Source organism: Brevibacillus sp. NPDC003359 (genome assembly GCF_042878995.1).
GTDB lineage: Bacteria > Bacillota > Bacilli > Brevibacillales > Brevibacillaceae > Brevibacillus.
This window is the reverse complement of record NZ_JBIAOR010000028.1, coordinates 15,719-35,304: the sequence shown is the minus strand read 5'-3', so window position 1 is coordinate 35,304 and position 19,586 is coordinate 15,719. Positions and strand designations below refer to the sequence as shown.

General features: G+C 40.9%; 20 protein-coding genes and 1 pseudogene. 1 reads left to right on the top strand and 20 read right to left on the bottom strand.

Annotated elements, in window-relative coordinates; all coding sequences use genetic code 11:
* Positions 1–134: 134 nt before the first annotated feature.
* The 8 genes from ACFYU8_RS30570 to ACFYU8_RS30535 all read right to left on the bottom strand — a co-directional run bounded on the left by ACFYU8_RS30570 (position 135) and on the right by ACFYU8_RS30535 (position 9,174).
* Positions 135–2,726 carry an ABC transporter permease gene (locus tag ACFYU8_RS30570; protein WP_390306925.1) on the bottom strand — a complete coding sequence of 864 codons (2,592 nt, stop codon included), beginning with the start codon at positions 2,724–2,726 and terminating at the stop codon, positions 135–137.
* Entirely contained in the window at positions 2,723–3,406 is a 684-nt protein-coding gene (locus tag ACFYU8_RS30565; protein ID WP_390306928.1) for an ABC transporter ATP-binding protein, read from the bottom strand. The genes ACFYU8_RS30570 and ACFYU8_RS30565 overlap by 4 nt, the downstream gene beginning before the upstream one ends.
* 85 nt (positions 3,407–3,491) lie before the next feature.
* Positions 3,492–4,493, bottom strand: coding sequence for a sensor histidine kinase (locus tag ACFYU8_RS30560; RefSeq protein WP_390306923.1), 1,002 nt, complete (start codon positions 4,491–4,493; stop codon positions 3,492–3,494).
* Positions 4,486–5,172 (bottom strand): response regulator transcription factor, encoded by a 687-nt coding sequence (locus ACFYU8_RS30555; RefSeq protein ID WP_390306921.1) that lies wholly within the window; start codon positions 5,170–5,172, stop codon positions 4,486–4,488. Before ACFYU8_RS30555 ends, ACFYU8_RS30560 begins: the two co-directional genes overlap by 8 nt.
* A gap of 278 nt (positions 5,173–5,450) precedes the next feature.
* Positions 5,451–6,911 carry a DUF4179 domain-containing protein gene (locus ACFYU8_RS30550; protein WP_390306919.1) on the bottom strand — a complete coding sequence of 487 codons (1,461 nt, stop codon included), beginning with the start codon at positions 6,909–6,911 and terminating at the stop codon, positions 5,451–5,453.
* Entirely contained in the window at positions 6,904–7,476 is a 573-nt protein-coding gene (locus tag ACFYU8_RS30545; protein ID WP_390306917.1) for an RNA polymerase sigma factor, read from the bottom strand. Before ACFYU8_RS30545 ends, ACFYU8_RS30550 begins: the two co-directional genes overlap by 8 nt.
* Positions 7,477–7,622: 146 nt before the next feature.
* Entirely contained in the window at positions 7,623–8,030 is a 408-nt protein-coding gene (locus tag ACFYU8_RS30540) for a hypothetical protein (RefSeq protein WP_390306915.1), read from the bottom strand.
* A gap of 424 nt (positions 8,031–8,454) precedes the next feature.
* On the bottom strand, positions 8,455–9,174 hold the full coding sequence (locus tag ACFYU8_RS30535) for a hypothetical protein (RefSeq protein WP_390306912.1): 720 nt from the start codon (positions 9,172–9,174) through the stop codon (positions 8,455–8,457).
* Positions 9,175–9,371: 197 nt separating this feature from the next.
* On the opposite strand from ACFYU8_RS30535, the gene ACFYU8_RS30530 reads away from it, so the two are divergent.
* Positions 9,372–10,328, top strand: coding sequence for a hypothetical protein (locus ACFYU8_RS30530; RefSeq protein WP_390306910.1), 957 nt, complete (start codon positions 9,372–9,374; stop codon positions 10,326–10,328).
* Positions 10,329–10,441: 113 nt separating this feature from the next.
* Here the strand turns inward: ACFYU8_RS30530 and ACFYU8_RS30525 are convergent, their stop codons facing one another.
* From ACFYU8_RS30525 to ACFYU8_RS30470, 12 genes and pseudogenes are all read right to left on the bottom strand, one after another.
* Positions 10,442–10,984: a DUF4309 domain-containing protein gene (locus ACFYU8_RS30525; protein ID WP_390306908.1), complete on the bottom strand. Its 543-nt coding sequence runs from the start codon at positions 10,982–10,984 to the stop codon at positions 10,442–10,444.
* 294 nt (positions 10,985–11,278) lie between these two features.
* Entirely contained in the window at positions 11,279–11,683 is a 405-nt protein-coding gene (locus ACFYU8_RS30520) for a hypothetical protein (RefSeq protein ID WP_390306906.1), read from the bottom strand.
* A gap of 18 nt (positions 11,684–11,701) precedes the next feature.
* The gene (locus tag ACFYU8_RS30515; protein ID WP_390306904.1) at positions 11,702–11,923 is read right to left on the bottom strand and encodes a hypothetical protein; all 222 of its coding nucleotides are present in this window, start codon (positions 11,921–11,923) and stop codon (positions 11,702–11,704) included.
* A gap of 226 nt (positions 11,924–12,149) precedes the next feature.
* Positions 12,150–12,617, bottom strand: coding sequence for a hypothetical protein (locus tag ACFYU8_RS30510; RefSeq protein WP_390306902.1), 468 nt, complete (start codon positions 12,615–12,617; stop codon positions 12,150–12,152).
* 131 nt (positions 12,618–12,748) lie between these two features.
* Complete coding sequence (locus ACFYU8_RS30505) at positions 12,749–13,210, bottom strand: hypothetical protein (protein WP_390306900.1); 462 nt, start codon at positions 13,208–13,210, stop codon at positions 12,749–12,751.
* A 24-nt stretch (positions 13,211–13,234) separates the two neighbouring features.
* Entirely contained in the window at positions 13,235–13,732 is a 498-nt protein-coding gene (locus ACFYU8_RS30500; protein ID WP_390306898.1) for a hypothetical protein, read from the bottom strand.
* Between the two features lie 157 nt (positions 13,733–13,889).
* Positions 13,890–14,393 (bottom strand): SMI1/KNR4 family protein, encoded by a 504-nt coding sequence (locus ACFYU8_RS30495; protein ID WP_390306895.1) that lies wholly within the window; start codon positions 14,391–14,393, stop codon positions 13,890–13,892.
* The gene (locus ACFYU8_RS30490) at positions 14,390–14,896 is read right to left on the bottom strand and encodes an SMI1/KNR4 family protein (protein ID WP_390306893.1); all 507 of its coding nucleotides are present in this window, start codon (positions 14,894–14,896) and stop codon (positions 14,390–14,392) included. The genes ACFYU8_RS30495 and ACFYU8_RS30490 overlap by 4 nt, the downstream gene beginning before the upstream one ends.
* Positions 14,897–14,953: 57 nt before the next feature.
* Positions 14,954–16,033 carry an HNH endonuclease gene (locus tag ACFYU8_RS30485; RefSeq protein WP_390306891.1) on the bottom strand — a complete coding sequence of 360 codons (1,080 nt, stop codon included), beginning with the start codon at positions 16,031–16,033 and terminating at the stop codon, positions 14,954–14,956.
* A 65-nt stretch (positions 16,034–16,098) separates the two neighbouring features.
* Entirely contained in the window at positions 16,099–16,410 is a 312-nt protein-coding gene (locus tag ACFYU8_RS30480) for a Spo0E family sporulation regulatory protein-aspartic acid phosphatase (protein WP_390306889.1), read from the bottom strand.
* A 252-nt stretch (positions 16,411–16,662) separates the two neighbouring features.
* Positions 16,663–17,993: pseudogene (locus ACFYU8_RS30475) on the bottom strand (helix-turn-helix domain-containing protein).
* A 192-nt stretch (positions 17,994–18,185) separates the two neighbouring features.
* Complete coding sequence (locus ACFYU8_RS30470; protein ID WP_390306887.1) at positions 18,186–19,547, bottom strand: helix-turn-helix domain-containing protein; 1,362 nt, start codon at positions 19,545–19,547, stop codon at positions 18,186–18,188.
* Positions 19,548–19,586 lie beyond the last annotated feature (39 nt).

Below are 19,586 nucleotides of genomic sequence, written 5' to 3'. Positions count from 1 at the left end.
CAAAATTAAAAGGCATGAGCCCGGTACAATACCGCACTCATGCCCAAGCAGCCGCCTAATTAAATGACATGTCTAACTTTATGGGGTCACTTCAACTGGGGCGGTTTCTTCTTTATTGATTGGTAACAGATAAATTAGATATTTTCGTTCTTCAGCGATTCAACGATACTCTGTTCTTTATATTTTCTAGTCGCATAGAGGATTGATGTACCCACAATGAAAAACACACCTATCCCTGCAATGATGAGACTCGCCCAAGGCAACGTAAAAGCAAATTCAAAATTACGGTTAAGGCTCATGTAGATGAAAAACATCACGCATATACTAATCGGTAAACCGTAAATAAGCGACTTCATTCCATAAAAGAATCCTTCGAAGCGTAGCATTTTCTTCATGCCCTCTGGTGTCATGCCAATGGAAGCCAACATCGCAAACTCACGTTTTCTCAAGGCCATCCCAGTCGAAATCGTGTTGATAATATTTGCCATACAAATGAGTCCGATGAGAACCACAAACCCATAAAGGAATACGGATATGACTGTGGCGCGATTCATTGCATCCTGACGTTCCTCAATCAAATTATTAGTATAGACATGGACATCTGGATATTTGTCAATAATCGGGTTTATTTCATTTTCCAATGCCGCAGACTGCTCTGTTGTAAATTGAACCTCGCTGAAAATTTGCTCAGACAGCATATCGTTACCTAGTTCTCGCAGCTTGTCAAAGTCTCGTTCAGAAACGACAAATGTCACCCTATAAACATCTTCCTCGTAGCGTTGCATAAAAGGTGGACGTTTATCCGTGATAGAAGCAATTCGGACTTTAGCTCCTTCAATCAAAGTGAGAGGTATTTCTGATCCCTCTTGGACGGTTAGTTGAGTGATATCTGTAAAATTATGTTTTTCTTTCAAGGTGACCCGATTGACAAGTATGGCAGAAATCTCGTCCCCTTCCAATTTCTTTGCATCAATCCCCGCGGATTGCAGGTACGCTGCATAAGAGGCCTCATCAAGAGAAACAATCTTTGCAGACATGTAGTATTTCCCATCTGGATTCAGAGTCTGGCGACTGGAGATGTCTGTGGTAACCTCGTTTTCGTTGAGGAATAGATCAGTTTCGATAAGTTGGGTCTTCACTTTTGTTGTTGCGTTTTGGACAGACATCAATTCATTTGTTAATGAACGTACCCTTTCCCAATCGGCTCCCCTTGCGTATACTGACAGATCATATGGTAGCGGTGCTTGTGCCATATTATAGGACTTATCCATATACAACGAAAATGAAGAAGCTGCAAGGTACAAGATTACACTGATCGCAAGAGAAAAGACAGTTGAGCGATAGTGGTGTTTATTCCTTTTCAGATTTTTTAATCCTAGTTCCGCTTCATATCCAAACAACTTACGGGTCATTTTAGATGTACGTACATCTTTTCCTTTTATTTCGATATCCTTTGTCTGGCGGATCGCAGTGATCGGTGTAATTCTCGATGCCCTCACTGCTGGAAACCATGCAGAAATGAGCAGTGTCAAAATGGAAAACAAAATGACAGCAATCATACTGTACGGCTCTATCACCAATCGCATCGGTTCACTAACTACAAACATTTTTTGAATGAATGGACTAAGCAAATGGAGAGTAACCCCAATGCCGATGGACCCAAAAAACAACCCAGCTGGAATCGCTATGACCCCGATTACAGCAGCTTCAAAAAATACAGAAGCCCTTTTTTGCTGTTTGGTCGCCCCTACGCTAGATAACATGCCTAAAGTGCGACTACGCTCTGAAAGCGAGATCGCAAACGCGTTGTAGATGAGTGAGAAAGATCCAATCAGAATGATACTTCCAACGGATGCGACTGCCAGATACATGGTGTTAAGAAAGTGGGAATCATTCGAAATCCCGGAATAAAGCAAAAGATCCCGGTTGTACTTGATTTTACCTTCATTCACTTGATTGTTTATTCCGCTCACCTTACTAGCGATCGTGTTACTCGTTTCATAAATATTATTCCCTAAACCTTTAAAATCCTTATATTCAACACGTACCGTGTAGGGAAAACCCTCCTCCAAGTCCCCCTCGGAAAGACCACTAAATGCACGGTATGCAGCCATTGCATCCTGCTCTCTAGCTGGTGCTTGAACGATCCCGGTAATGGTGTATGTTTTCGTCTTTGTAGGCGTAAAGACTTCCTTTGATTGATAGGGGTCATAGTTGCCCAATGTCTCGCTCGTACCATCATTATTCAAGCTACGTTTACCAAGATCTAATGTGACTACATCTCCAACCTTCCAGCTAACACCGGCGGTTTGAAGAAACTGCGATGAAAGAGCCAGTTCATTTTCATTCTTAGGCAAACGCCCATCAATTGGGCTGACCCCTATTACATCATGATTACTGTGTCCCGTAATATACAAATAAGGCTTAGCCCTGTTTGCAGAGTTAGAAAGTCGTGCAAATCCGAGTTCCTGGTCAATGTCGTATCTTTCAATTGCTTCTGTATTTGTAATAACCTCAACATCTTCTCCTGCAACATCGAGAAAAGCTGTTTGCCATTTACCAGTGTAGGCAATCGTGTTTCTCTGCATCATATCCATGAAAGAACTACTTATCGAAAATACTGCGGTAAGCATGGCGACAGAAATGATAACCCCAATGATTGTAACAAGGGTACGGCTCTTATTCTGCTTCATATAACGTAAAGTGAGCTGATTCACGATATTCATCGCCTGATCACCTCATCTCTAGAAATCCTGCCATCCTGAATGCCGATAATACGGTCCGCTTGTAAGGCAATGTTTTCGTCATGTGTAATAACAATCAGGGTTTGATGCCGTTCTTTGTGTAATTTTTTTAAGAGCTTTACAATCTCAGCACTGTTTTTACTGTCCAGATTCCCCGTAGGCTCGTCAGCCAATACAATGGCGGGACTGCTAATCAAGGCACGGCCAATGGACGCACGCTGCTGCTGTCCTCCAGAAAGCTGGTTTGGCAGATGCTTTAATCGCTGTTGAAGACCTAGCGTCTCTACGATACCGGAAAAGATATCTCGATTTACTTCTCTCCCGTCCAATAGCAATGGTAGCGTAATATTTTCCTCTACAGTAAGGACAGGGATCAGATTGTAGAATTGATAGATAAGGCCAATCTGTCTGCGTCTGAAGATGGCCAGTGCCGTTTCATCCATCGCGTACATATCAGTCTGGTCAACAATCACCTTACCGGATGTGGGCGTATCAACGCCCCCCAGAATATGCAGAAGGGTAGACTTACCTGAACCAGATGGTCCAATGATCGCCACAAACTCCCCTTTTTGTACGGAAAATGAGATATCGTTCAGTGCAGTAACAGCTGTTTCGCCCTTACCGTACGTCTTTGACAGGTTCTCTACTCGCAAAATCTCCATCATGAACCTCCTAGATTCGTTATTACGTATAGAATATCTGCCAAAGATGTCTCGTCGGTGACATTCAATCTTACAATTTTGTCATCTAAATCATTTGCTTGTAGAATTTGATTTTGAATGTTGTGCCTACACCAATCTGGCTTTCCATAAACACATCGGCGTTTTGACTTTGCAAGATTGTTTTAGACATGGCTAGCCCTATTCCAATACTATCCACTCCAGCATTCTTCCCTTTATAAAATCGTTCAAAAATGTGTGGAGCATCTTCCGGGCTAATCCCCTCGCCACTGTCGGCAATGACAATTTGTGTATACAATGGTGTTTCCTCACACGAAATAGCAATACGTCCCCCGACCGGCGTATGCTCAATCCCGTTTTTAATTACGTTCAAAATGGCTTCTACCGTCCAGTTTTCATCTCCATACACGAAAAAGTCTTCTTTACAGGAAAAAGAAAGCTCCTGATTTTTTAATTCCATGGGGACAAGGAGTGGTTCTAATGCCTTGTTTATCATTTTTTTGACAGATACGAATTCCTTCTTGAAAATTACGCTCTGCACTTCGATTTTGGACAGCTTGAGCAATGAAGTCACGAGCCATTCAATACGCTTCAACTGATTGATAATCTTGCCCAAGAACTCCTCCCTCTTGTCTTTTGGCAGACTAGGATTGTTTAACAAATCAGCCATGACAAACATGGAGGTAAGTGGCGTTTTTAGTTGATGGGAGATGTTCGAAAGAGTATCTGCCAAGTATTGTTTGTCCTTTTTCAGAAGAGTAGACTGCTCGGACAACGTTAATGTGACTTTATAAATATCATTTTTCAGAATGCTCAATTCACCCTCAACGTTATCCCTAATATCCATTGTGGGTTGGCCTGAATATACAGAAGCCAAATAATAAGCGAGCTTACTGATGTCCTGATAACGTTTGCGGGTAAACAGGAAAAAACATGAAAGGAGCAGAAACACCATGGCAATCGCCACAATCCCCGCTTTCCAATCGATTATCCAAAGAATCGAGATCCCAATGATGGAAATAACCACGCTATACATACATAACTTCCGTATTTCTTTGTTTTTAAGCATGACTTCCACACATTCGATAGCCAAGTCCGCGTACGGTTTCTATCACTTTGGGATTCTGGCTATCATCCTCCAACTTTTCTCGAAGCCGCTTAATGTAGACAGAAAGAGTATTGTCATTGATAAAGTTACCATCTAGATCCCAAATGCCCTCTAACAACTGATTTCTGGACAGAACTTGCCCTCTATTATTTATGAATGCCAACAGTAAACGGTATTCTAAAGCAGTCAGCATCACTTCCTCGGTTCCTTTGTACACTTTAGCCAGTTTTGTATTTACGACAACATCTCCAATCTTCACTTTGTCAGTCGGGGTATGGTCTTTTTGGTAGTGCCTAAGGGATGACTTCATTCGGCTAATCAGCTCCCGAATACGAAACGGCTTTGTGATATAGTCGTCTGCTCCCATATCTAACCCCCGAACCACATTGATTTCATCATCACACGCCGTCAAGAAGATGACAGGTGCATCCTGATTTTCTTTTACATATTCGCAAATCTCATAGCCATTCCCATCGGGCAAAGTTAGATCCAGTAAATAAATATCAAAACGTTGTTGCTTGATTGTTTCAATTGCAGTTTGTTTCCCTTCACAAAGAACGACTTCATAACCCTCACTGGAAAGCGAATAGTGCAAACCATCTGCAATGGTCTTGTCATCTTCTACTACTAAAACCTTCAATGGTATTCCTCCCCACTATCATTACTCAAACCATCTATATACGATTGATCTACGAAACGCAAACGATAAGCATTACCTATGTAAATACAAGAATCGTATGTTGCGTTGGTTTATCCATTGTACCTTGCAGTGTAGCTAATAGGTGTGAAAATAGAGGTTGATGTTTGCTACAGTGGTGCTTTCCCATATATTCATTATTGCCGATCGTTTTAAAAAAAGACGCGATTTCTCGCGTCCATTGCTACTCTCTGTCTTATTTACGATAATGTCGCCACCGGTCAGTGACTAAGCGGGATTCGCCATTCCAAGGGATATTTTTTCGTCACGACATCTAGACGTAATGTGAGCTTCTCTGGGAGCTTGGTTGTTTCATATACCTCTCTGTTCCTGTACTCGTGCATCACTAGCGTGAAGGTATTTCGCTTGCGTCCCAACTGATCTGGCTTTCCCGAGCTACGATTACTTTCTTCCCACCGGTAGGTTGTCCCTTGCTCATTCTGAAGCACCCACCATACCGGATTTATTTCGGTAATTTCTTTCGACAGAACCTCGATCTCCAGTTCGATTGCCTGTTTGTTCGTATCAGCTTCTTTTACCAGCCTGCTGTTTTTTAAGATAATGGTATCCTCTCCTACCTGTTTCACCAATGGCTTTTTGCTCAATTCAGCTGGATTGAATGTCACGCTCATATCGTACGGCACAGCCCTGTAGAGACTGTCAATGACGAGTGTCTCTGGCTTGCCTTTTCCTGACGGATCGTAATCCCATATCCAGCGGAAATGTCCGTACCGATCAATGGAATCGGAAAGCTCTAGTTTCTCTACATCTCTCTTGCTCTTGCTGCCATCTGCCGCCTCGTAATAGTAGCCCAATGAATATTGTTGATATGGAACATATGGAGCGTAGTCGGGGGCCGCAGTCTTTCCTTCCAGCTTCCTCACTTCTTGTTCTAACTGTTTTTTGGCGGGGTCTGTCCACTGTGTCTCCAGTTGGATGCGGCTAGTCGTTGGTGTGTTAATCACCTTGTGGACGGTCAGCTTTAACCCTTGCTCCGTCGTATGTGTTTGATTGACAGGTAACTCCGTCGTTGCGGCAGCCGTTTTTGTCATCGTAATCGGCACTTGCAACTTCCAGCTTCCTTTTGTGTCACCTATTTGCTTGACATGCATCGACAGTGTTTTCGGAATGGGCTCATGCTCCTTCCTCCCAAGTGTAAAGTCGATGAATCCGACTCTTTCATCAAAGAAAGCTCCCCAGCCGCTTGACATAGCCTCACCTTTTTCATCTAGCAGTTCAATGACATTTAAATGAGAGTTTTTACCTAAAAGCAAGTCAGTATCTAATACCTTGCCATCCGACTGCTTGATCACCAATGCAGCAGTCACCTGCACCGGATCAGCAATGATTTCCTTTACCGTAAGCGTAATCCCCTGATCCGTGACAGACAGATTCGGTGTTTCGGAAAAGCCTTGTCTCGCCGCCTGTTGCAGCCCACCCCCGTACTGATCAAAGATCGATTGGACATAGGCTGCAAACGATGGGGACACCTGTATGCTTGTAAGCAGGCAAACTACGACCGCGGAAGCGATGCCGATGGATGTCCATTTTTTGCTTCGGTAAAATGGACGCTTTCTCACTTGAAATGCATGATTCTTGCTTGGCATTTGAAAACTCGGCGTCTCGACGGATTCTGCTACTTTCAACAGCGTCTCTCTGATTTGCCGTTCTTCGTTATTCATGAGTCATTGCCCCTTCCCGCAAAAAATCAGATGGAATGCAACCCTTGTCCAATTGCTGCGCAATCAGCTTCCTCGCCTTATGCATGCGCGATTTGACTGTCCCCTCAAAGGAACCGGTAATTTTGGCGATCTCCGACACGCTGAAGCCCTCGTAATAGTAAAGAATAATAACCGCACGATGCTCCGCCTTCATGCTGCGAATCGCCTGCCATATTTGCCGCTGCTCCTCTTGCTGGATCACGTTATCCAGCGGCGTCATCGCTTCTTCCGGGATCATCTCCTCGTACTCCACAGCAGGCTTCTGCTTGCGTACCAGATTCAGAGCCCGAAACGTAATGATCCGGTATAGCCAATTGCGAAAGGCCACTCCCCGTTTTGGATCGAGTCGGTCTATGTGCTGATACACTTCGATGAGCCCTTCCTGAACGGCGTCCTGTGCTAGATGCTTGTCATGAATGATCAAATACGCTGTCCGGTATGCCATCGCCAGATAGGGCTTGACCAATTGTTCAAAGGCTTCCGGCTCGTCCTGCTGGCATTTGGCAATCAACTCCCACTCATCCACTGCGTTCCCTCCTCTCGTTTATTCTCTACTGTATATTCACGAGAACGCGGAGTTTGGTTCACGTTAGATAGGCGAAAAAATATTAAACATGGAAAAACCCGTCCCCTGAACAGAAACGGGTGATTACTATTACAAGCACTTTCCACCTAAAGGCTAAGTTTCATTTTTTCCTCGACGTTTATTACGTCCCACTTATAAAACGAAGATTTCTGTAGGGTGAAGAGGATATTTCCTGCATACACTTTTCGAATCCTATTATTTTCATCGTAATCTATCATTAGAAACTCTGCTATTAGCTGTATATGATCTCCGGTTCCTTCGATTTGTCTAACTGAAATTTCGGGTGAATGTAGATTATTCTTAGCGGCAAATTCAAAATAGGAGCGAATTAATTCAATTTGCTCTTGTTCCATTTGCACGTGGTTTTGTGTGCCATTTGCTATATTGTCTATAACGGTCCTTACTGTATTTTCGGGAGAGTATAGAGTTTTTAGGATAAACCATCCTGCAATAAATATTATGAAAATAGCGATGACTATTCGTATTTTTTTCACTTCGATACCTCCTCTATAACAGGTCGAGAGGGTAAAGGGAATGGCTAAGGCTCTAAAATAAGAAATACAAAATTAAAGTGACTACATACAATTGCCATACTTTCATTTTGAATTTGATACATACCTTCTCTAATACGCCCGATAAGTATTCACAACATTTAAGTAATAGCCAAAAAACTCCCATACCAACGACTATGGCGAAATCGAACGGGCTGAGTCTGCTCTCGATGAAGTTATACACTTTTGTGATATGAAGGAAAAGCACAAAGACGAGGAATGAATAGTATTGCATTGAAAAAACCTCCCCCATGTAATTACAACGAAAACAGGGAGCACCTAAGCCCCGATTTCCATTGTAATATCAGTTATCTTCTCTTCCTGTCCACTTCGTAATGATCTTGTAGTTGAGATAGACTTTGGGGAGCTATTTGGGAGGGGAAGAAAGGAGTTGTTCAACTTCGTTTCTAAGCTCAGAAATATTCTGCCCTGAATAATTTTCTTGCAGAAAATAAAGATTATTATGTTCTATTACTTCCAATGAAACTTGGGATACAAGGGTTTCCTCGTCATTAATCTTTATTTTTCCTTGAACTGACCCTACTATGTTATAGACGTCATCTTTATCTTCTGTTAAGAAAACAAAATATTTATTTCCTTCTTTCATAGGAATACTTCCTTCAATCCCTACCGATGTCATTCTGGGTTCACCATTATCATCATTCACTAATTTAGGTCCTGGCTTTCCTGCGAAATATTTGGCCGCCTCTCTTTCATCGAATTCCCCTCCAGTTTCCAGTACAGATACTGTATCATCTATCTCTACATCACCTTTATAGACTTTCGTTAATCTTAATTCAGAGACTGTATATACATCTAGTCTTTCATAATTAGCGTTATTTTCTTGAGAAATAACTTCAGCTTCGGCTATGATATCTGCATTTTCAGCTAGACCCTCCACGTCAGTGAATGTCTCGGTAAACATTGCTTCGCCAGAAACTATTCTATAATCTGAATCACTGGAATAAAGAAAACTCTGTTTTTTCAAGTTACCTATATAGTAAACAGCAAATCCTGCAATTGTTATTAAACCAATAGTAGCTAGTGCTATTTTTTTTGTGGATTTTAAATTCTTAATGCTAATCATTAGTATTCTCCTTCCTACAAAATGATAGACAAATTCCTTCGCTTGATGGGCATGGGGTCTGCTCACGATGCAAAAAAAAAAATATGAACCGAACCTTTTTCCGCTAAAGAGACAATATAGTGTGTAAGCTGCTTATTCAGAGAACAAATAGAACAATCCTATCTCATTATTTACAACAAAAAAGGAGCGAATTAACTATGAAAAAACGATTAATTGGTGGAATAGTTGCTACTGCGATTTTGATTCCAGTTGCAGCATTTGCGGCTTCTGGCGTGATTGAAATGCCTACAAGAACAACGATGACTACTGAACAAGTCCAGGTGGATGAGGTTGGCAAATCATCGCTTGAAAAGCTGTATCTCGCATTTCCCGAAACAAAATCGTTTGAGATTATCGATGCAAGCAACGTTCAAGGTGATGTATCCAAAGGGGAAAATTTAATCAACGTGAACCAAACAAGCATCGTACTACAGGAAAAAGGAGGAACCGGCAAAAAGATTACCCTCCATACAAACGGTAGTACGGGTGAGATCGAACACGTGATTCAAGAGAATTGGGAGCCTAAGGAGAAGTCACTCAGTACTTTAACCGATCAGGAAATCAAAGCGAAGGTAAATGATCTCCTTGATAAAATGTATGGCAACATCGAAGAGTACGAGGTTGCTATTGAGCAAATGGAGAATCCAAATCAAAAAACATGGATGTTGAATTACACCAAAGAGGGATTCGAAAGACCGTTCTACCAAGTTTTTGTTCAGGACAATACCATTAGTGCTTCTCAAATCGGAGGTGGTTCAACACCTTCAAACACTAAAGTAGAAAGAATTAAAGTAGAAGGTCTATTCTCTTTAAATGGTAAGCCTGATTATACCGCTGATGCCTTTTTAAACGATGAAAAACTGTTTGCTTTACTAAAAATGAGCCCGACAGAATTAAAACAAGAATTAGCAAAAGGTAAAACTGTTGTGGAGATTGCAGCATCTAAGAATGTCTCGAAACAACAAGTGATTGATGTGATTGCAGAAACACAGGCTAGAGGACAACTTCAAGGTGATGAAGTACCGATCTCCGAGCATTCACTGAAACAAATGATGAAAGCAATTGAACCAAAATTATTGCCAGTCATTGAACACAAAACGGAAACGAAATGGTAGAAAAACAGAGTCAACTGGGTTACACAAGTAAAAGAGAAGAGGCGGGAGAACCGTCTCTTTTTTTATGGACTAATTTTTCAGAATTCAGGCCACAATAAGCCAGATAGTCTGGTTTATTGGATTCGAAGGGTAACATACTTTACTGGACTTTCTTTTGAATCAAACGTAAATCTTAGTAGGTTTCCGCCATTTTCATATTCCAATATAAACGTATGATCACCTGAGTCATCCATAAATTCTCTTGAGGGTTCTCCTAAGTTTTTTTTGATTTCCTCAGGTTTTCCAGTCATTCCAACAGTCTTTGGTTCGGCATTCATTAGGACGACTTTACTCGTATCCTTTACTTCTTCAATTGAATTAGCATAGTCTTCGAATTGCAAATCAAAACCCTCATAATATACTGTGAATCCATACTCAGAATTTCCACTTTTGACGGGGTTTCCGATTTTATCTAGAACCTCTTTCTTTGTTGTTCCAATACCTATTAAGACACCTTCTAATTGTCCATTTTTTACCTTATCCAAAGTGTCCGATTGAGCAGAATTAACAGTAATATCTTCAGTTTTTTCAAAAATATTGGAGCAGCCAAATAAAAATATTGAGCTAAGGACTACAACAAGTAAAGCATTACGACATATTTTTAGCAGTTCAACCACACTCCTTATAATTTGATTGGTCAGTGGTAGGATTACATCCGAGATGCTGTAAAAATAGATCGTAGGCTTGTGATTTATTGGTAATTATATAACCGTACTTTAATATGGATGCCGCAAGAATAACGAAAATGTGGGTTTACAAGGTTAAGGAGTTCTAGACACAAAAATAGCCGGTTACGCTGCTAGTGTTAACCGGCTATCTGGAAGCAAATTTAAATTATTCTTCCTTTTCGTAATCCCATGTTCCATTGTTTTCATTAATCTTGAATTAAAAGTAACAACAAAATACTTTGATTATATTTTTTTGTTGTATTGTTTAAATTCAACTAATGTATTAGGCATATTTAATGGCCACATTCTTCCCTCAATGAAAATATAGCTAAAAACATACTTACCATTTTGTTCGATTTGATCATATGCCTCTTTAGCACTAAGTGTATTACTCTTTACAGGAGAGGAGCTTAACAAGCTTACCTCATCTCCAATTCTAATTGTCTTCTCATTGCTACAAAATTCAGTTTCGTTATTTAAACAAATATGCTTGATACTAAGAAAATATTTGTCATTTTCTACCCATTTGTTTGTTACTATAACCCACCCATACGTTTTACCATGTGCCTGAAAATTCATATATAACCCAATCATACTAAGCAAAAACAGGAGCATAATACCTAGTACTACTTTTTTTTCATGATACATCCGCCCCTTTATCGATCATCACCAATTAGGGTTACTTTCTTGAGAAATAACCTCTGCTTCGGCAATGATATCTGCATTTTCAGCCAGACCCTCCACGTCAGTGAATGTCTCGGTAAACATTGCTTCACCAGAAACTATTCTATAATCTGAACCACTGGAATAAACAAAATTCTGTTTTTTTAAGTCACCTATATAGTAAACAGCAAGTCCTGCAATTGTTATAAAACCAATCGTAGTCAATGCTATTTTTTTGTGGATTTTAAATTCTTAATGCTAATCATAGTTTGAATTTATTGAAAGTTACTGATGCGATTGATCAGTAGTAGAGGTACACTCAAGATCAGTGCACATTTTGGATACGGCAGAAAAAATGAAAATACGGATTTACAAGGTTAAGAAACTCTGGACACAAAAATAGCCGGTTACGCTGTTAGTGTTAACCCGCTATCTGGAAGCAACTTCGAGTTTATTCTTCCTTTTCGTAATCCCATGTTCCATTGTTTTCATTATATTTGAGTTTGAATACCAGAACCTCTCCATCTTCTCTGTTAAACGAGAAGGAGCCTTCTTTTAACTCTTGATCCAGAAGAATAACTGGAATGGTATCCCCTACTTCGGCATATTTCTGCATAATTTTGTCATGTACTTGAATGAATGGACCCCCTACATCCTCAGTATATTTATCATCCATTTTTTCTATAAGTGTCCCTCTGTCGATAAAATCAGTGTAAATCCATTCTCTTCCATTTTCATCTGTCAAAGTATTCATTCTTTCTAAGTCTTTAGGTTTTGCTTCGATTCCCAGTGCATGAAGTGTTTTCTGGTGATTCGATATTTCATATTGTTCTATATCTTCACTTGCGTATAGATTGCTGCCAGCGAAAACAGCACCAGCTAAAACAAGACCGAAAATAAATACACTTCTTTTCTTCATACTATCTTACCTCCTACACATTTTTAATTTTGATACTCGTCTTTGGAGGTTATTTTTACAACTTCGTCCATCTTATAAAAGAGCCGGTTACGCTGTTAGTGTTAACCAGCTACCTCGAGGCAACTTCGAAATTATTTTTCCAACTCGTATTCCCATGACCCATTGTCATACTTGATTTTGAAAGACAAGGTCTCCCCATCTTGTCTACTGAACGCGAAATAGCCTGCTTTTAATGCCTCATCCAAAACAATAGTCGGAATGGAATCGCCAGGTTTAGCGTACTCTTGCATAATCTCGTCCTGTACGCTAATAAACGGACCAGCTACATCCTCTTCATATCTTTCTCTCATTGTTTCTATGAGTTTCGTACTTTTTGTAAACTCATTGAACACCCATTTCTTACCGTTTTCATCAGTTATTGTATTCATACTTTCCAAATTTTGAGCTTTCGTTTTGATTCCCATAGCATGAATTGCCTTCATGTGATTACTTTTTATATACGACTCTATGTCTTCACTCGCGTCTAGACTACTTCCTACGAAGACAACGCCGACTAAAAAAAGACCAGAAAGAATTACATTTCTTTTTTTCATGCTTCCCTACCTCCTAAAGTTCCCTCAATGTTTCTCTGCTTCTCTGGAAATTAGAAAGATAGTTGTTGTCTCAAAATATAAATACCTCATCTCATCTTCCTGTATTTCAGGGTCCAATTCTTTAAACTCCTCTGAGTGAAAATATTCCTCGTTACGTACATGGTTCCTCCAAAAGGACAGCCCCAATTCAGGGAAAGTGTAGGAGAAACCACGAGAAGCATCGTTATCTCGAATATATGGTGAAATCTTATCAAGCTCCTCTACAAGCTTACTAGCTTTTGTATTAAATACATCAATATCTCTAAAGAGACATGTATAATATTCTTTTACTGTATCTGTGATGTGTATTTGAGTAACTTTTCCTTCTGAATCATACTCATATTTGAACAATGAATGAAAAAAATCGTAAGGGCGTATACATTTTTCCTGATATGCTCGAACACATTGATCTAATTCCTGCTTTGTCATTCCAATTCTAAGTGTGCCGACTGAACGCCCTTCTTCTATTATCAAATTATCCACTATATCCTCCTCCCTAATCTAAAGCGGAGCATACTCCCTTTAAATAAGTGATGGTCGCAGATACAAAACGATTATAACCATCCTATCAAGGTTCGTATTCTACGGAAAACATTGGGACGTTCTTCATAAAAACAGACGCGATTTCTCTCGTCTGTGCCTATTCTTCGTAAGGTGGAATCCAGAATTCCTTCCCCTCATGCTCGATGAGCTTATCCAGCCATTCTGTAAATGTCAGCTCAATGTCAATTGGATTATCAGGGTCCATCGATTCGATCCATGTGAGGTAGCCGTTTCCACTATCTAGTCGGTCTTGATCCACGCATATACAGCCTAAAGAGTGACTGCTCCATGCGATAGGATAGTAAGGGTGATCTATGCTGTATCCTTTCCAGTATTCAATAACATTGTGAGGGTCTAATATTGTGAACAGACTTCTGCCAAACTCAAAATCTCGAAATAATACGGCTCTGCTGTACTGACATAAGTAGGTCCCATAATCCTCTGGTAGCTCAAACGACTTTAGCTTCTTTATCTCAGCGTCAGAGTCAGTGGACATTTGAAAAACAAACTCAAACTCTCCACCGATAATATACAAATCCCCGTTCAATTGTTCTCTCCTTCCCTTGATCTTGTATAAAATGCGGTCAAAAGAATTACTCACGCATCTTCGTAAGGTGGAATCCAGAATTCCTTCCCCTCATGCTCGATGAGCTTATCCAGCCATTCTGTAAATGTCAGGTCAATGTCAATCGGGTTGTCGGGGTCCATTGATTCAATCCATGTGAGGTAGCCGTTTCCGCTGTCTATTCTGTCTTGATCTACGCATACGCATCCGTTTGAGTAATCACTCCAAGCAATAGGATAGTACGGATGATCTATGCTGTATCCTTTCCAATGAGAAATGACACGTTGGGGACTCAATATACTGCAACCACCGCCCTGTCTCAAAGTTCGAAATAATACGGCACTATCGAACTCATGCAAAAATTTTACATAGTCTTCAGGAAGATCAAACGATTTAAGATTCGCCTCTATACTGGCATTAGGATCGATTGCTTTGTAAAAAATGGAGTCATGTTTTTCATTTATAATATTCAAGTTCCCATCCCGCTCTGTTCGACTTCCTCGGATCTTACGGATAATGCTGTCAAACGAATTACTCATGTCTACACACCCTTTCAATAAAAGCATGGACTGCCACCTAGATGACAGTCCGTGTTTTTAATTTTTCCGGTAACTTCTCCACCAGTCAGTTACTTCCTCATGTATCAGGATGTAATCGTTTTTGTAACCGTCTTTGAGAAGAGGAATTAGGTTGTCGAAATCATTTGATCCATAGTATTCTAGCGGAATCATGTGATGGATCGCAACTTCGTTCCAACTGAAATATTGAGGGGCGCCGAAGTAGCCTTCGTAACGCCTCTCGTAGGCCGCTCTATCCACCGCTCGATCCCTCTTCTGCCGCACCATGTCAGCGTCCGGTTTAATTAACTGGATGTTTGACTGCGGATCGACGTAATCAGGGTAAATTTCGCCTTTATTGTTAGTCAGGATCTTTTCTACCTCCTTCAAATGGGCGATAGGTGAGGAGCCTCCTCCCTGGTATCTAACAGTTCCTTCCAATTTCCCTGACCACCAGTAAGTCTCCGCATTAGCGCGCACCCTATGCGTAGATAGGTTCGCGTAAGGGGGATTAAAATACAAATTTCCATTTCTTTCTACGTTATATTTCCCGTCCTCTTTTGCCGAACGGATAATAGTGTGAGTAGCGTCCACAGAGGCTACTCTGCCTACCACAGCGATTACTTTAACCGTCGAGTATACGTCACCACCAGCCCAGTCGGACGTCATCCGGTGATCAAAGAACACTCCATCAATGCTAGGACGCCAACTACTTGGCTCAACCTCATCAGTGTCAGATTCAACAACCTTGGCAGCTTTGTCGGCACTATTGTAAGAGAAGGCACCGAAGTCAAATTTAGTGTCATCTTCTTTTTCAACTGGGGCTGCATTGGGGCTGAACACCATTTGACGCTCTCCGATGACTTCATCCGCTGTGCTGCTCTCTATAATCGTTACGTTTTTGCTTTCAAGGATGCGTGGTTCATTGATGGCCTCCGCCAATTCCTCCAGTGTTACCCCCTCCGCCAGCTGTATGGGAAGGTTTTCGAAATCAATGACTTCTTCTGTCTCAGCGATTTCCTTTGTACTTTCAGCAGATGCAGGCGTCGAGACTGACACAGGAGCAAATAACAATGAGAATATGACAAAAGGCACTAATGCTCTTTTGAATTTCTTCATAGCCTTCCCCACTCCCTCTTTTCATGTTTCTACATCTTTGCGCTACTGATCTAATTCTGTAGAAATTAATTCATTCTTTTTTTCATCAATTTTGTTTGAATAACCAGAATGTACCGATCCAATTGCTGGCTTAATGCCACAACGTCATCATCCAAAAAATCATTCTTCTCTAAATACAATTGCACCAGTTGTCCGCGCAATTGTTCCACAATGTTTTTCAAATGATCAATATCGTGATAGGTTACTCCTTCTCGATGTAGAGGTAACGTGATACATTTACTTATAGGAGCCGTAACTGCTCCTCCTGCGGGCGTTCCTTTAACCTGTCGAAGGGGTGGAACGCCCTTTTTAAATGCAATTGCTGCTATAAGTCTCACCCTACTTCCTTTACCACCGGATTATTCACTTGCTTTTAGTGGCACCCGTGGCTCCTCTTTTTAAAGATGTTCTTAGATTTCTATTGCTTCATGGAATATCACCATCTCCCCCCTTTGTTTTGAGATTCATTACATAATTAACCATAAATTGTTATGCGGGTTTTTACTGATTGAAAAAAATGGAATAAAAAAACATCCTGCCAAAGGATGTTTCATCAATCTACGATATATTCACAATGACCTAACAGGATACTAGCCACCTAATTCGTTTTGGTTACCTATTCGCTTATTCATATTCCCTAACCATCCAAACAATGCTATGTATGTAAGAGCCTCGTCATGTCGATTTAACAAATCCGCTAGAGAAAGACAATATATCGTTTCTTCAATTCCTCTCTCTATTCGCCCTTTACCGAACTCATAAATAGCCATCTGATATCGAAACCGCAGATGTCGATCTAATCCTATTGCTTCTGTAAATTGATCGAAACTAGCAATTTGAGAGGCAAAACGCTCTAAAATCTCATCCACGCAAAAATGGTAGGTGTTAGCGGATTTCATAATGGAATTTAAACCAGCAAGAACTTCATTGGTGGGAAGGCTCTCGAGATAGTCTGCATACTCTTCAATGATGCTTGTATTGCCAGACAACACCTCTAATGTGTAGGAGTTCGCCTTTGCCATACTTTGAATCTTTCTACCTCTTTACGTCCGTCTTCATCAAGTATTTCAAACCATCCTAAATCAGCGTAAACTTGCACATACTGCTTCGCCTCTTCATACAGTCCTTGCATTTCCAGTGAAACGCCCTTATATAAATGTCCTATTCCGTAATAAAAGACGAGAGGGCGCTCTGTTTTCAGAGATTCGTCTTTTTTGTTTCTTTTCAGCCTGTCCAATTCATGCCTGTAAACAGCGTCTGCCAGAAGCCGTAATTCGTCACCGTACTGCTCTGATCTCTCCCACTTTTGCAAAGCGAAACAGATCTTCGCCAATTGGAATAAGGCGTCGAGTTGGTAGTTTTCTGGAAGCCGGTTTCGATAAGGAGAAAACCGAATTACATTCTCCCAATTTTCTTCTGCATTTGTCCCAAGTACAACACGAAATAACCGATACTGACTCATCACAAAGTGGTCAGAATAGCTATCTTTTTCATTCTCAATCACATATTTATAAAAGGGCACCGACTCTTGCAGTTGCCCTTTCTCATATAGTTGCTCTGCAAGGGCAAACAGAATCAAGATGTTTTTCGGATTCTCCATCATTTGGGGAACAGTAGCTTCTATGCAATCCTTTCGCCCAACCTCCACGCATCGAATCAAGTACGGTATTAATCGGGGCCGCGATATTCTCTGCTCTGATAAACATTCTTCTGTATACAGTTCGTATAACCAACCCGGATCGTGACCAAATACCTTAGCTAGTACGTCTAATTGACCAATAGTAATGGCACGTGGCGGATTTCCATTAAGAATCTCACTCAAGCTTCCGGGGTTAATGCCCGTTAATTCACCCAGCTTGCTAAATGTATAACCATGCTTTCTCCGACATTTTTCAATTTCTGACCGCAGCGACCGATGCATTGCCTCTTGCAGCCCCCCATAAAGGATTATACTTTCGTCTATTTCCTCTATTTTACAGTTTTGATCGTTTTACTAAAATTCACTACTTTTCCTTCCTATCAATTCGTCATCCAGCTCGGAACTTTGACTCAGAATTGTTGGCTTACAGCTAAAACCTTCTACAATATATTTACAAGAAACTTTGACTAGATACTAGTCACTTAACTCGTTTTGGTTAGCTATTCGCTTATTCAAATTCCCTAACCATCCAAACAATGCTATGTATGTAAGAGCCTCGTCATGTCGATTCATCAAATCTGCTAAGGAAAGGTAATATATACTTTCTTCAATCCCTCTCTCGATCCGCCCTTTACCAAACTCATAAATGGCTGTCTGATACCGAAACTGGAGATGTCGATCTAATCCTATTGCTTCTGTAAATTGATCGAAACTAGCAACTTGCGAAGAAAAGCGATCCAATATCTCATCTACACAAAAATGGTAGGTATTTGCGGATTTCATAATAGAAATCATACCAGCAAGTACTTCAATGGTGGGCAGACTTTCGAGATAGTCTGCATACTCTTCAATGATGCTTTTATTTCCAGACAATACCTCCAATGTGTAGGAGTTCGCCTTTGCCCATACCTTGAATCTTTCTACATCTTTACGTCCGACTTCATCAAGTAATTCAAACCATCCTAAATCAGCGTAACCTTGTACATGCTGCTTCGCCTCTTCATAAAGTCCTTGCATTTCCAGTGCAGCGCCTTTATATAAATGTCCCATTCCGTAATAATAGACAAGATGTCGCTCTGTTTTCAAGGATTCTCCCTTTTTGTTTCTTTTCAGCCTGTCCAATTCATGCCTGTAAACAGTTTCTGCGAGAAGCCGTAATTCGTCACCGTACTCCCCGGACTTATTCCACTTTTGCAAAGCAAAACAAACCCGTGCTAATTGGAATAAAGCATCGAGTTGGTAGTTTTCTGGAAGCCGATTGCGATACGGAGAAAACCGAATCACATTCTCCCAATTTTCTTCTGCATTTGTCCCCAGTACAGCACGAAATAACCGATACTGACTCATCACAAAGTGGTCAGAATAGCTATCTTTTTCATTCTCAATCACATATTTATAAAAGGGCACCGACTCTTGCAGTTGCCCTTTCTCATATAGCTGCTCTGCAAGGGCAAACAGAATCAAGATGTTTCTCGGATTCTCCATCATTTGGGGGACAGTAGCTTCTATGCAATCCTTTCGCCCAACCTCAACGCATCGAATCAAGTATGGTATTAATCGAGGGCGCGATATTCTCCCCTCTGATATACATTCTTCCGGGTATAATTCATACAACCAACCCGGATCGTGACCAAACACCTTGGCTAGCGCGTCTAACTGGCCAATGGTGATAGCACGCGGCGGATTTCCATTAAGAATCTCACTCAAGCTTCCGGGGTTAATGCCCGTTAATTCACCTAGTTTGCTTAATGTATAACCGTGCTTTCTCCGGCATTTTTCAATTTCCGACCGTAGCGACCGATGCATTGTCCCTTGCAGCCCCCCATAAAGGATCATCCCTTCAACCTTTCCTTCAATTTACAATTTTGATTGTTC

Coding starts and splice junctions, on each gene's coding strand:
- ACFYU8_RS30535 (WP_390306912.1), bottom strand. CDS start 9,174: ATGATTAGCATTAAGAATTTAAAATCCACAAAAAAAATAGCACTAGCT.
- ACFYU8_RS30530 (WP_390306910.1), top strand. CDS start 9,372: ATGAAAAAACGATTAATTGGTGGAATAGTTGCTACTGCGATTTTGATT.
- ACFYU8_RS30570 (WP_390306925.1), bottom strand. CDS start 2,726: ATGAATATCGTGAATCAGCTCACTTTACGTTATATGAAGCAGAATAAG.
- ACFYU8_RS30550 (WP_390306919.1), bottom strand. CDS start 6,911: ATGAATAACGAAGAACGGCAAATCAGAGAGACGCTGTTGAAAGTAGCA.
- ACFYU8_RS30565 (WP_390306928.1), bottom strand. CDS start 3,406: ATGGAGATTTTGCGAGTAGAGAACCTGTCAAAGACGTACGGTAAGGGC.
- ACFYU8_RS30505 (WP_390306900.1), bottom strand. CDS start 13,210: ATGAAAAAAAGAAATGTAATTCTTTCTGGTCTTTTTTTAGTCGGCGTT.
- ACFYU8_RS30520 (WP_390306906.1), bottom strand. CDS start 11,683: ATGTATCATGAAAAAAAAGTAGTACTAGGTATTATGCTCCTGTTTTTG.
- ACFYU8_RS30490 (WP_390306893.1), bottom strand. CDS start 14,896: ATGAGTAATTCGTTTGACAGCATTATCCGTAAGATCCGAGGAAGTCGA.
- ACFYU8_RS30485 (WP_390306891.1), bottom strand. CDS start 16,033: ATGAAGAAATTCAAAAGAGCATTAGTGCCTTTTGTCATATTCTCATTG.
- ACFYU8_RS30560 (WP_390306923.1), bottom strand. CDS start 4,493: ATGCTTAAAAACAAAGAAATACGGAAGTTATGTATGTATAGCGTGGTT.
- ACFYU8_RS30510 (WP_390306902.1), bottom strand. CDS start 12,617: ATGAAGAAAAGAAGTGTATTTATTTTCGGTCTTGTTTTAGCTGGTGCT.
- ACFYU8_RS30470 (WP_390306887.1), bottom strand. CDS start 19,547: ATGATCCTTTATGGGGGGCTGCAAGGGACAATGCATCGGTCGCTACGG.